Source organism: Actinomyces sp. 565 (assembly GCF_010365615.1).
Lineage (GTDB): Bacteria > Actinomycetota > Actinomycetes > Actinomycetales > Actinomycetaceae > Actinomyces.
On sequence record NZ_PIZD01000012.1, the window covers coordinates 65984 to 78308 of the forward strand.

Genomic DNA, 12325 nt, shown 5'->3' on the forward strand with positions numbered 1-12325 from the left:
CGGCCCGGCGGCCTCATCCTACGTCGCCCCGCACCAGGTCCCAACCCGACTTGCGCGCCCCCTGTGCCACAAGCGCTCGCCTCAAGGCGGCCTCCCGCTCCGCCCCCAGGATTCGAACCCGGGCCTCAAGGCTCCAAAGGCCTGCGTGCTGCCTCTACACCAGGGCGGAAGAGCGCTGCCGACCGGACAAGCGGCCGGGCGCCGGGATAGTTTCTCATACTCTGACGCAGGCTTGGCCCCGCGCCCGCCGGCGCCGCCCGGAGTTCCCATGACCGCCCCGTCCCAGCCCGCCCTTGGCCCCGCGCCCGCCGGCGCCGCCCGCACGAGGCGGTCACCCGCAGCCAGTCGCACAGGTACTGCCACCGGCGCCGCCGTGGCCGAGTGCACGCCGCACGCACCGCGTAACAACGCCGATCCATGGCACCAACCGGCGATATCGCTGAGACGAATCGGCTATTGACACTCAGCCGCGACCATCTTGTGCCCCTCGCAGATCAGCCTCCAGCAAACCGACACAGGTTCGGCAACAATCCTGTATACTGCGCCCACAGCCTTCACGGGCACTGAAGTGCACAGGCATTGAGGTAAACGAGATCACGGAGGTGAGATTCCCCGAACCGGCCCCGATCGTGCCGGTCCACGTTGTAGCATCGCCCCGGACAGCGGGCTCGCTCAACGGCCAACTCCTGCTCGGCACGCAACCACGAGCGCGTCAGAGCCGCCATCGCCTCTCGCCGCGCCTGTACACACTATCCATCCAGATGCTTGGGAATCCGCCGGGCGGCAGATCCAATAATCAGACGTTAAGGGGCACCATGTACACGGACGACATCCTTACTCTACTGTGGAAACACGCCCCCCTAATTCTTATTCACACCGTCATCGGGGCCCTTATCGGGCTGGGCCTCGCCGCGCTGGGGTCACCCGTGTACGTCTCCACGGCCAGCGGCCTCGTAGCCGCGGAGGGCAACAGCGGCGCGAGCAGCGTGACGTCCGCAAACACGATCATCACCGCCGTCATGCCCACCCTGGTAAAGATCGGCACCTCCAACTCGGTGCTTACCGAGGTCTCCGAGTCCACCGGCATCGACAAGGCCGAGATTGAGCAGTCGGTCTCCGTGTCAAACACGGAGAATAGCCTGATAATTGAAGTGTCAGCCAAGGCCTCATCCCCCGAGAGGGCACAGCGAATAGCCGCCGCCGAGATCGAGGCGATTCGCAAGATCATAGGCACGCTCTCAGTACGGGTCCAGGAAGAGGCCTCCCTCAATCTCACGGATGTCGACACTGCCTCCCTTCCCGCGTCGCCGTCCGCACCTTCACGAAAGCGAAACACGCTCTACGGCGGTATCCTCGGCGGGGCCACCGGGCTGGCCGTGGCGCTGGCGATCAACTACTCGCGCCGTAAGTCTGAAGAAGCGGACGGCGAGGGGCCAGTTACGGCCGAGGACACCACCATTATCCGGGACGGCATCGGCAGCACCCGGCTGGGCTGAGCACGACTCAGCGAGTGCGCGAGTACGGCGCCGTCGTCGGCCCGCGCAGCGTCGCCCGCAGGATGCCACGGCCACCCGCGGCGCGGTGCTCATGCTGCGCCCGGCGCGCCTGGCGGTCACTGCTCGCGCCCAGGGACGCTAGGGCGCGAGCCGAGCCGACCAGCCACAGCAGTGCGCCCCGGGCGGTGAACTCCAGGCGGCGCCCGGCGCGCCGCGGACCACTGGCCTCCAGCAGCCGCACCCACGCCCAGGTCTCGGCGTTGCGCCGGGCCCGGTTGAGAACCCACTCGCGCCGGGCCCGCTCGGAGGGAATCGACTCGGTCACCACAGCCTCGTCGCACCAAATCAGTGCACCGGCGCGCGCGGCCAGCGCTCGGGTGAAGAAAGTGTCCTCGCCGCCGGTGAAGGCAAAGCGCGGATCGAATTCGAGCCCCAGCCGACGCACCACCGCCAGGTCCAGCAGCAGGTTGCCGGTGGCCGCACTACGAACGGGGGTCCCGCTGGGGCGCCGCACGCTGCGGAATACGGGCGCGGATGCCACCCACGGATCCGGGCGCTGCTCAAAAACCGGCTCCACCGGACCCGCCACCGCAGCCGCCCCCGTCTGCAGGTACGCCGCCACCAGGGAGGCCAGCCACCCCTCGCACGGCCGCTCGTCGTCGTCAATGAAGACCAGCAGATCCCGGCCGGAGGCCTCGCGCAGGGCGCGGTTGCGTGCCGCGGACAGTCCCGGCTCGGGTTCCACCACCACGTGCAGCCGCTCTCCGGCCTGAGCCTGACCGGCAAGACGGTCACGGGCGGTTCCTGCGGCATCGTTGTCCACAATCACCACCCGGGCACTGCCGCCGCCCAGGAGCTTCTCCGCGTCATCCAGCTGTGCCAGCAGCTGCGGCACCAGCTCCTCCACGCCCTCGGGCCGCCTATAGGTACACACCGCCACGTCTAGGCTGATCGGCTGTGCGGGCATGCGAACTCCCAACGAATCACGGGAGTAGTCCACCTGCGCGCAGACCACTCGTGCACGGTCTCGGCATAGTACCATCGCCCTAAGTACATGGTCCGGCTGAGACACCATCTTTGTACCGGCCGTCGCACCCCCAACTGGACTCGCTCAAGAAGACACGGCTGGCATGACAGACCTCTCCTCCACGGCAGTCATAGTCGTCAACTACGGATCGCACGAGCTTTTGGAGACCAACCTCGTCCCCCTCTCCCCCGGCGCTTTCGCCAGGGGTGGGGCGCCCAGGGTAGTGGTCGTGGACAACACGACGACGCCCGCCGAGCGCGCCGCCGTCATCTCCCAGGCGCGTACCCACGGCTGGCTGACAGTACTGCCCGACGCCAACCTGGGCTTCGGCGCCGGGGTGAACCGGGGAATCCGGGCCGCGCTCGACGCCGGCGCCGATACATTCGTCATCCTCAACCCGGACGCGACCATCGCCCCCGATCAGCTCGCCGCGCTTGCGGCGCATGTGCAGGCGGATCCGATGACGCTCGTGGCCCCCCTGATCGTCGACGCCGCCGATGAGCCGGTCTTCTACGGGTATCGCGTGGACCTGACCGACGGCGCCACTCGTTCCCCGCGGGCCGCCCTGGTCGCGGGGCACCGGCACGCAGAGTGGCTGACCGGCGCCTGCCTCGCGGTCTCCCGTCGGCTGTGGGAGGCAGCCGGCGGCTTGGCGGAGGACTACTTCCTGTACTGGGAGGACGTCGACTTCTCCCTGCGCGTGCTGGCCGCCGGCGGGCGCCTGCTCAACGACACCGATATCGTCGCCCGCCATGTGGAGGGCGGCACGCAGCGCCCCAGCCGCGAGCCGACGGCCCCTGACGGCGCGGCCGGCACCGATTCGGGTGGACGCGCAGGTGGGAAGCGCCACTCGGCCGCCTATTACTACTGGAATGTCCGCAACCGGCTGCTGCTGGGCACCCGCTGGGCGCGCCGCGGGGAGCTCGCCCGCTGGGTGCGGCGCACCCCCCAGGAGTCCTGGCGGATCCTCCTGCGCGGCGGCCGCCGCCAGCTACTCACCCACCCCACCACCACTCTGGTGCCCGCCGTGCGCGGGGCGATTGACGGGCTGCGGCTCGTCCACCGGGAACGCTTCACCCAACGAGAGAGGCCTAATGACCGCTGATTCCACCGCCTCCGCGGCGCGGCCCGACCGACTGCGCATCGCCATGCTCGGCACCCGCGGCGTGCCCGCACGCTACGGGGGCTTCGAGACCGCCATCGAGGAGGTCGGGCGGCGCCTGGCCGAGCGGGGCCACCAGGTACTCGTCTACTCCCGCAACCCCGACCCGGACACGTCGCTGCCCCGCATGCACCAGGGCATGCGGGTGGTGGAACTGCCGGCCCTGAGGAAGCGCTCCCTGGAGACGCTCTCCCACACGGCGCTGTCGGTGCGGCACCTGCTGGAGCGCGTGCACCCGGACGTCGCCATCGTCTTCAACGCAGCCAACTCCCCCTTCCTGCCCGTCCTGCGCGCCGCCCGCATCCCCGTGGCCACCCACGTGGACGGCCTGGAGTGGCGGCGCGGCAAGTGGGGGCCCACGGGCAGGCGCTACTACCGGGCGGCCGAGTCCCTGGCCGTGCGCTACTCGGACGCGTTGATCGCCGACGCCCAGGGCATCGCCGACTACTACGCCGATGAGTTCAAGGCGGATACGGACCTGATCGTCTACGGGGCGCCGCAGATCGCCGTCGGCACCGACCGCCTGGCCGAGCTGGGGCTGCAAGCCGGAGGGTTCCACCTAGTAGTGGCCCGCTTCGAGATCGAGAACCACGTGGACGTGATCGTGGACGGCTACGTCCGCTCGCAGGCGCGCCTGCCGCTCGTAGTCGTCGGCTCGGCCCCCTACGCCAATGAGTACACCGCCCGGATCGAGCAGCTGGCCGATACCCGTGTCCGCCTGCTCGGCGGCGTCTGGGACCAGGAGCTGCTGGACCAGCTGTACGCGGGAGCCCTCGTCTACTACCACGGGCACTCCGTGGGAGGCACCAACCCCTCACTACTGCGGGCCATAGGCGCGGGAGCCGCCGTGGACGCCTTCAACGTGTCCTTCAACCGGGAGGTCCTCGGCGACGCCGGACGCTTCTGGGCCACGGCCGCCGATGTCACCACCCTGGTCGCCTCCGCCGAGGCCGATCCGGATGCGCAGGCACACCGCGGGGCGCGGTCCCGTTGCCGGGCCGCCCTTTACGACTGGGAGCAGGTAACCGATCGCTACGAGGCGCTGTGCCGACGCCTGGCCGTGCAGGGGCCACAGCGGCGGCGTCCCTCCGGCCGCCGGACGGGGGCGTTCCCCGCATGAGTGCTCCAGCCCCGTCCTGCGCCAGCTCAACCCCCTCTCCCCTGGTGCTGGTCGCCCACCCCTCCCCGGACCTGTACGGCTCCGACTGGCAGCTGGTGGAGACCATCACCGGGCTGATCGAGTCCGGCTACCGCGTCAACGTGGCCCTGCCCGCCGATGGCCCGCTCGTCCCGGTGCTCAAGGGTGTGGGGGCGCGCGTCGCCGTAGTCCCCTTCACCGTGCTGCGCAAGGCGCTGCTAAGTCCCCGCGGCCTGGCGGGCCTGGCGGGCCGGGCTGCGGGGGAGCTAACGCGCCTGCGCGGCCTGGTCAAGGCCTGCGACGCTGACCTGCTGCTGGCCAACACCGTAACGATCCCGTGGTGGCCGCTGGCGGGACGTGCAGCCGGCATCCCCGTGCTCTGCCACGTGCACGAGGCCGAGGACACCCAGCACCTGCTCATCCGCGCGGGACTGAACGCGCCGCTGCTCGCGGCCACCCGGATCGTGGCCAACTCCGAGGCGGCCCGGCGCGCACTGCTGTCCGCGCAGCCGCTGCTGGCCGCACGCACCCGGGTGGTGCACAACGGCGTGGCGGGCCCGCCGCAGCCGCCGACCCCGCTGCGGGTACGCGCCCCCCTTGCACCCCTGCGCATCGCCATGGTGGGCAGGCTGTCCCCGCGTAAGGGCGTGGACGTGCTCCTGGAGGCGGTCGCGCTGCTGCGGGCACGCGGAACGGACGCCTCCCTGGAGGTGGCCGGCTCGATCTTCCCCGGCTACGAGTGGTATGAGGCGCAGCTGCGCGAGCGGGCCGCCGCGCCAGACCTGGCCGGACACGTCGACTTCCTCGGTTACGTCCACCCGACGTGGCCGGTACTCGACCGAGCGGATGTCGTCGTTGTCCCCTCGCGGCAGGAGCCCTTCGGCAACACGGCCGTGGAGGCGATGCACGCCGCCCGCCCGTTGGTGGCCTGCGGGGTACAGGGCCTGAATGAGGTGGTCGACGACGGCGTCACCGGCCTGCTCGTGCCCCCGGACGATCCTCAGGCGCTCGCGACTGCGCTGGCAGACCTGGCCGCCAGTCCCGAGCTCGCCGCGCGTCTGGCCCTCCGGGCGGCGCAGGAGGCACAGTCCCGCTTCAGCGTCACCGGCTACCGGGCCGCCATGACCGCGGAGGTCGCAGGCCTGATAGCCGCGTAAGCCCTGGACGCAGTCGGCTGCCGCTGCGGCGCCGCAGCTGCACGCTCCCAGCGTCGGCCATGAGCCGACCGGTCAGCTGCGTAGCGCGGGCTTGAGCGGGTCACGTACCAGTCCGGCCTCGAGGCGCAGCTCCTCCACCAGCGGCTGGTTGGGGCGCTCGAAGGTCATGGCGTGATTCGCCAGGTGTATCGCCAGTTCCGGGAAGCTCGAGTACGCGGGGGCGATGAAGTGCTGGGAGGAGGCCAGCAGGTACAGGTCGACGATTGCCGAGCGCACGCCCGCAGTGGTGTTGTAGCCGCCCTTGTCACTTAGCGCTACGCAGCCGTCGAACCGGTCCATGAGGTACTCCTGCGCCTCGCTGGTGTCGCATGACAGGTAGAAGCCGACGTCGGGGAAGCGGCCGCGCACTGCGCGCATGCGCTGCTCGAACCACTCCACCGGGGAGGACTGCAGGGTCTTGGCGTGGGAAACGGTGTGGGAGCGTACCTGCACTCCCACGTAGCGCCGCCCGCGCAGCGAGTCGTCGAAGACTCGCCCGACCCGTTCGGCGATCGCGTCAACCGGCGTGAGGGCACGGAACTCCTCGGTCCACGGGCGCATATCGGCGTCCCAGGTGACCGGCTGCCCGCCGGAGCGGATCTGCCACAGGTGCTCCCCGCGCATGGCTGTCGTGATCTTCGTGGCCCCGGGGCCGTAGAAGCGGTGGATCGGCGATACGGCCCGTGCGGCCCAGCGGGGAACGCGGCGCCCGGCACTGAAGTGCCAGAGCTCATCCATGGCCGGGCCGAAGTAGCGGTCCGTCCCCCACACGTAGAGAAGTTCGCGCCCTTCTCGCTCGGCCAGGACCTGCGCCGACAGCAGCGCCCGCACCCGGTTGCCGAGGCCGTCCTGGCGGCCGGTGTAGATCAGCAGCGCCTTGGGGCCGGCAACCAGGCGGAGAGGGGACAGTAAAGAAGTCACCGCTGTCCTCGCAGTTCCAGGTACCACTTGGGCAGTGCCAGGAGCACATAGCCCGCGTAGCCGATGAGCATGAGCCCGTACACCCACAGGAACACCGTCGGCACGAAGCGCAGCGCCAGCACCAGGCACAGCAGTCCGTAGTCGGTGGGTACGGAAAGCAGTGACTTCAGCACACCCGCGCGGCCCTCGTCCTTGGCCAGCGGCGTGCCGCCGGCGTAGCGCAGCTGGTAAGTGAGGATGTAGCTGAAGAAGTGGATGTTCTGTACCGCGCCGAAGGCCAGCGGCACCAGTAGCAACGCCGGCGTCGGCAATTCAGCGAAGCGGAACAGCCCAATGGCGATGGCACCGTGAATCGTGGACAGCTTGATCACGTCGGCCACGTGGTCCAGCCACTCCCCCGCCTTCGAGCCGCCGTGGCGCAGCCGCGCCAGCTGGCCGTCGGCGGAGTCCAGCGCGTAGCCGAGCATCAGCAGCAGGGATGTGGCCACGCACGCGAGCAGGGACGGACTCCAAGTGGCCAGTAGCACAATGCCGGCATAGGTGCAGCAGGCGGAGATCGCCGTCACCTGGTCCGGAGTCATGCCCAGGCGGTGCGCTATTGCCGCCAGCAACCGTCCCACCGGCCGGTTGACTAGGCGCGAGTACAGCGGTGCACCCGCCTTCGCCTTCTGCGCCGAGGCCAGGGAGCGGAGGTTCTCCCGGATCGTGGGACGGGTGCCGGCCTGAGGCACCGAAGCACTCATACAAGAGCTCCAATCAGTAGTGCGACAGCGTAACAAGCTAGCACGCTCAGCCGTCGACGAGGCCGTGTGCGGCAAGCGCCTCGGGCAGTTCCCGGCGCCCGGCAATCCCCAGCGCGCGGTAAACGCCGGTCAGGCGCAGCTCGACGGTGCGCACCGCCATGTACAGCTCGGCGGCGATCTCCTTATTGCGTTTGCCCTGGGCCGCCAGTCGCGCGACGCGTAGCTCCGTGTCAGTCAGCACCGGGGCGAGCGGAGCCGGCACCGGCACCGCCCAGGCGTGCGCGTCCCCCGCCGCGCGACGGGTGACGCGCCGCCAGAACACGATGCCATTTACGTCAGCGAGCTCCGCGGCGCGGCCCTCCAGAACAGCTGCCGACGAAGAGGCATCGGTGGCGACTGCCAGTTCGGTGACATCCAGCCCGGGGCTGCGCCTAAGCCGTGCAGCGCAGGCCATGTGGGCGCGCACCTGCTGGACCGCGTTGCCGGACCAAACCGTGTCCAGGACCAGGCCGGAGATCAGCGGCACCGCCTGGGCGTCGTCGGCCACCAGCACAGCGAGCAGCCGGTCATCGGGGTCGGCCTGCAGGGGTTGTCCGGCCCGCGCGCTGAGCCAGTCCGTCAGGCCGGGCACGCGCTGCAGCAGCGCGGGTTCGATCAGCACCATGTCGATGATGCTCGACCAAACCGCGCGCAGCCGTTCCCGCGGCACGCGCGCCGCGACTACAGGGCCGAGCAGGAGCCCGGCCAGAGTCCCGTCGCCGTCGGCCAGGCGTGAGGCAGCCTCAAGCACGCTCACCCACAACTGCTGCGGTGAGGCACTCGATCTGGGCAGTGCGTGTGCCATGGCGGAGCGCCAGGTGGATACGGTGGCACTGCCGCCGAACAGCATGGCGCTGTGCGCAACCATTGTCATTCCCATGCCGGCGAGTCCGACCCGTAACGGGACTCGGTAGCAATCGCCCTCCAGCTCCTCCTGCTCCGGGCGAGTCCAGCCCCGCCTGGCGGCCAGTACCGCCCGGACAGCCACCGCCTGGGAGTCGTAGAACGGGCTCACGCCGTCGAGCAGTGCCAGGGCAGAGTCCACCACTGCGGGGCGTTCATCCGGCGCCTGCGCCGCGACCATCAGCGCGCATATGACGGCCTGCGCCCATTTGGCGACGTCTCCCCGAGGCGTGTCAGCGGGAATAACCGCGGACGTCCCTTCGCCCAGCAGCTGCGCAGCCTCATCGGGTCGTCCCTCTACCCGGGCCAGGAGCGCGCGGGCCAGGACGAGCACATCCGCGGCGGCCGGGTCGGCGGTCCCGGCCCCAGCGGCTTGAAGCAGCTGGGCCGCCGCGCGCAGATAGTGCCCGGGGCCCTCCGCCTCACCCGCGATGTACTCCTGGGCGGCAAGCAGGACCAGGCAGCGCGCGGCACGCGCGGGGGCCGTGGCCCCGAGCTCCTGGAGACGCGCAACCAGCCTGCCGTCCTCGCCCACGCTCAGGCCCTCACAGCCGCGCGCGGCGATATAGCCCGCGACGACATCCGTCTCCTCCTCGGGAGACATCCCGGGCCGTCCCATCGCCTCGTACAGGCGGGAGGCCGCGGTCAGTGTGCAACCCAGCTGTAGGGCCAGCTGCCCCTGCAACCGGCCCAGAGCGGCCGCATGAGCGGGCGGCGCACTGTGTCCCGCGGGCTTTCGGCCCAGGGCCTGGATGATCCGCCCGGCGAGGCTGAGGCTGCCCCGCTGCAGCTCGGAGTCGGCGAGGGCGAGCAGGCGGTCCCGGTCATCCGCGTCGGCCGTACCAGCGTTGACGCGGTGCCAGGAGCGCTCGGGGCTGCCAGCGGCATAGGCGTCCGCCAGGGTGGCGTGCAGGTCACGCACTGCCTCGCGCGTCGCCGTCTCGACGACGGCACTCGTCGTCACAGTTGGGAGCTCACGGGCGGGATCCATGCCGGGCAGCAGGTCCGTCAGACCCTGCGGTGGCTCCGTGCCGGCGATACGGCGGACCACGTCTGCGTCAGGAACCAGTTGCAGGTGCAGGGCGACCAGCGCATTGCGCTCCTCCTGGGGCAGGGCGTTGATCTGCTCGGCGACTGTGCGGAGTGTCTGCGCCGATGCTGCCGGCATGCGCTGGGGAAGTTCGCGTCCCGCCAGCTGCTCCCCGGTCAGGCTGACTCCCAGCGCGCGGATATCCGCGATCCGGCCTTCCGCACTGCGGCAAATCCGGCCCGCCACCGCGGGGTCCACGTAGACCCCGGTCTCGGCGACCAGGAGCGCCCTGGCGTCGTCGGGCTCCAGCCTGCTTATTGACATGGAGAAGCAGGGCGGGACCGCAGGGGCCACGCTGACGCCTTGCGGGACCAGCACCACGATCGCCACCGGGGTGGCGGCAATCGCCGCCGTTACCTGCCGCAGGTACTCCGCGGGGAGGTCCTCGCACACCCGGTCGGCCACAATGGTTATCAGCGTCGGACGCCGGCATGCGGCGGCGAAAGCGCCTGCAGCCTCTGCCCGCGCGGGGAAGCTCGACGCGTCCTGGACCGCATTGCGCAGGCGTTCCAGCTGTCCACGCAGGCGGGTATCCTCTGGGTCCGCGCACAGGTCCTCAAACACTTGGTTGACGGAGGCGATCAGCAGGGCATCCGCGAGGCCGAGCTCAGGACGAGTGAGCAAGAGCGCGGCGGCCACGGCCACGTCCACCTCAATGACGCGTACGTCTTGCTGGAGTCCAGTCACGTCAGCCGCAAGCGTGGGACCGAGTGACCAGACCCCGGGGACTGACGGCGCCGCAACCAGGCACAATGAGCCCAGGCCGCGGTTGAGGCGCTCCGCAATCTCGCGCGCGATGAGGCGCCGCCGACCGAGTGCGTGCACATCGTCTCCTCTCGGAAGCCATGGCGGCGCTGCTACGACCCAGGAATGTCGTTACGCCAACACTGCCGATGCGTTACTAGGTTGTCACCCTAGCAGGATTGCGCCCGGGACTCACATCGACACGGCCGGGCGCAGCCCCCGCACCGACCGGCCCTGCCGCCACGCACCCGCAGGGCCCGCCGCCACGCGCCTGAAGGCCTCGCCGTCTGACACCCTCCGGCCGCCGAACCGGCCACGACCACGCCATCTCCGCAGGTCATGGCTAGCGTGTTGCATAAAGCTCGCAGTCCCGCCCCACCCCGGCCAGGACCGACGTCGCATGCTAGACTCCGACTGCTACACGCGGAAGCCTAACCTGACTGTTTGCAGGTTGTTACCAGCGTTTCCGTCGGCGTAGCCGCCACCCCGACCCAAGCCCGGTCCGCACCGGGTGAGCACATATAAGCAGTGATGAGCAGTATGGCCTCCAAGCGCACCCGGATGAGCGCGTCCGAGCGGCGCGAACAACTGATCACCGTCGCCCGCTCCCTGTTCGCCAAGAAGGGCTTCGAGGCCACCAGCATCGAGGAGATCGCCAATCGCGCAAAGGTCTCCAAACCGGTGGTCTACGAGCACTTCGGCGGAAAGGAAGGCCTCTACGCGGTCATCGTGGACCGCGAGCTCACGGCCATTTACACCACCATCACCCGAGCCCTGGAGTCCTCCTCCTCTGCCTCGGTGATCGTTGAGCGCGCCGCGCTGGCCCTGTTGACCTACATCGAGGAATCCTCCGACGGGTTCCGCATCCTGTCCTCCAACAGTTTCCACGCCACGGCCGACAACCACGGCTCGGACACCTACTCCACCCTGCTGGCCGACGTCGCCATCCAGGTCTCCGGCCTGCTGGCCACGCACTTCTCCGCCCACGGAATCAATCCGCGCACCGCTCCGCTGTATGCGCAGATGCTGGTTGGAATCGTGGCGATGCCCTCACAGTGGTGGCTGGACAACCCGGCGATGAGCAAGGAGGAGGTCGCCGCTCACATGGTCAATCTCGCGTGGAACGGGCTGCGGGCTATGACCCCCAATCCAACGCTGCGCGGTACCCCCGAAACCGGCGCATAACCCCGCACGGACCAGACCCACCCGCCCCGCCAAAGCATTCCAGGTCCTGCCGACTCCGATCCGGAGACGCCGCCCCGCAGCTTGTACCGGGATCAGCGCCTGGTGCTCCGCGCTTCACAAGGGGTTCCACCGCACCCGCAAGAACACCGTCACCACCCCCTCCGGGGCATCCCCACCACGCCCTCCGAGGCATCCCCACCACACCCGCAGAGCACTCCCACCTTCCCGATGCCCCACGCTCAGAAGGGACGCTCCATGAATCCGATCCACCGCTCGCTGCCGCTCGCGATCTCTGCTTGCGTCTAGCAAGCCGACCCCTGGGCAGTTCCGCTTTGAGGGCGAGGCGGGGCCTGAGTGCCGCCCCCACGGCGCCGTGCGGGCGGCGTCGGCGTCGGCCGGCTACAGACAACCACGTACGGACCACACCCACGGCGACGTGCGGGCCACGCGATACTGCGAGGGGCGTGGACCGGGCCGACTCGCTCGCGCACCCCCGGGGGTGACACATCGGCACTTCCCGCGCGGCGGCACGGCCCCCTTGCGACGCTTCGGCACTTCGCATGACGGTTCGGCACTTGGCACCAACGGTTCGTACCTTTCGGCGACGCTACGTACCCCTACCGTACTGTGTTGTCTCATGACTTCTGGGACTGTTGGATCTCATGACATCTGGGAGTGTCA

At 69.8% G+C, this 12325-nt stretch carries 9 protein-coding genes and 1 tRNA gene; 5 read left to right on the top strand and 5 right to left on the bottom strand.

Going from position 1 to position 12325, the window contains the following annotated elements; translation table 11 throughout:
• Nucleotides 1-97: 97 nt before the first annotated feature.
• A tRNA-Gln gene (locus tag GZ997_RS02670) sits at nt 98-169 on the bottom strand.
• A gap of 646 nt (nt 170-815) precedes the next feature.
• Between GZ997_RS02670 and GZ997_RS02675 the strand changes: the two genes are divergently transcribed.
• On the top strand, nt 816-1496 hold the full coding sequence (locus tag GZ997_RS02675; RefSeq protein WP_162678744.1) for a Wzz/FepE/Etk N-terminal domain-containing protein: 681 nt from the start codon (nt 816-818) through the stop codon (nt 1494-1496).
• A 7-nt stretch (nt 1497-1503) separates the two neighbouring features.
• Here the strand turns inward: GZ997_RS02675 and GZ997_RS02680 are convergent, their stop codons facing one another.
• Nucleotides 1504-2463 carry a glycosyltransferase family 2 protein gene (locus GZ997_RS02680; protein WP_162678745.1) on the bottom strand — a complete coding sequence of 320 codons (960 nt, stop codon included), beginning with the start codon at nt 2461-2463 and terminating at the stop codon, nt 1504-1506.
• 163 nt (nt 2464-2626) lie between these two features.
• Between GZ997_RS02680 and GZ997_RS02685 the strand changes: the two genes are divergently transcribed.
• Genes GZ997_RS02685 through GZ997_RS02695 form a run of 3 tightly spaced genes read left to right on the top strand, consistent with a single transcriptional unit; the run spans nt 2627 to nt 5980 of the window.
• The gene (locus GZ997_RS02685; protein WP_162678746.1) at nt 2627-3628 is read left to right on the top strand and encodes a glycosyltransferase; all 1002 of its coding nucleotides are present in this window, start codon (nt 2627-2629) and stop codon (nt 3626-3628) included.
• Entirely contained in the window at nt 3618-4805 is a 1188-nt protein-coding gene (locus GZ997_RS02690; RefSeq protein ID WP_162678747.1) for a glycosyltransferase, read from the top strand. The genes GZ997_RS02685 and GZ997_RS02690 overlap by 11 nt, the downstream gene beginning before the upstream one ends.
• Nucleotides 4802-5980 (top strand): glycosyltransferase family 4 protein, encoded by a 1179-nt coding sequence (locus GZ997_RS02695; protein ID WP_162678748.1) that lies wholly within the window; start codon nt 4802-4804, stop codon nt 5978-5980. Before GZ997_RS02690 ends, GZ997_RS02695 begins: the two co-directional genes overlap by 4 nt.
• A 72-nt stretch (nt 5981-6052) precedes the next feature.
• Here GZ997_RS02695 and GZ997_RS02700 read toward each other — a convergent pair whose 3' ends face one another.
• From GZ997_RS02700 to GZ997_RS13005, 3 genes are read right to left on the bottom strand one after another with little or no spacing between them, the layout of a single operon-like run.
• Entirely contained in the window at nt 6053-6940 is an 888-nt protein-coding gene (locus GZ997_RS02700; protein WP_343212248.1) for a hypothetical protein, read from the bottom strand.
• Nucleotides 6937-7683 (bottom strand): CDP-alcohol phosphatidyltransferase family protein, encoded by a 747-nt coding sequence (locus GZ997_RS02705; RefSeq protein WP_162678749.1) that lies wholly within the window; start codon nt 7681-7683, stop codon nt 6937-6939. The genes GZ997_RS02700 and GZ997_RS02705 overlap by 4 nt, the downstream gene beginning before the upstream one ends.
• A gap of 46 nt (nt 7684-7729) precedes the next feature.
• Nucleotides 7730-10540: a LuxR C-terminal-related transcriptional regulator gene (locus GZ997_RS13005; protein ID WP_162678750.1), complete on the bottom strand. Its 2811-nt coding sequence runs from the start codon at nt 10538-10540 to the stop codon at nt 7730-7732.
• Between the two features lie 459 nt (nt 10541-10999).
• On the opposite strand from GZ997_RS13005, the gene GZ997_RS02715 reads away from it, so the two are divergent.
• Entirely contained in the window at nt 11000-11644 is a 645-nt protein-coding gene (locus GZ997_RS02715; protein WP_202616301.1) for a TetR/AcrR family transcriptional regulator, read from the top strand.
• Nucleotides 11645-12325: the final 681 nt, after the last annotated feature.

Excerpts from the sequence above, each read along its gene's own strand:
- GZ997_RS02675 (WP_162678744.1), top strand. The coding sequence starts at position 816 with ATGTACACGGACGACATCCTTACTCTACTGTGGAAACACGCCCCCCTA.
- GZ997_RS02680 (WP_162678745.1), bottom strand. The coding sequence starts at position 2,463 with ATGCCCGCACAGCCGATCAGCCTAGACGTGGCGGTGTGTACCTATAGG.
- GZ997_RS02685 (WP_162678746.1), top strand. The coding sequence starts at position 2,627 with ATGACAGACCTCTCCTCCACGGCAGTCATAGTCGTCAACTACGGATCG.
- GZ997_RS02690 (WP_162678747.1), top strand. The coding sequence starts at position 3,618 with ATGACCGCTGATTCCACCGCCTCCGCGGCGCGGCCCGACCGACTGCGC.
- GZ997_RS02695 (WP_162678748.1), top strand. The coding sequence starts at position 4,802 with ATGAGTGCTCCAGCCCCGTCCTGCGCCAGCTCAACCCCCTCTCCCCTG.
- GZ997_RS02705 (WP_162678749.1), bottom strand. The coding sequence starts at position 7,683 with ATGAGTGCTTCGGTGCCTCAGGCCGGCACCCGTCCCACGATCCGGGAG.
- GZ997_RS02715 (WP_202616301.1), top strand. The coding sequence starts at position 11,000 with ATGGCCTCCAAGCGCACCCGGATGAGCGCGTCCGAGCGGCGCGAACAA.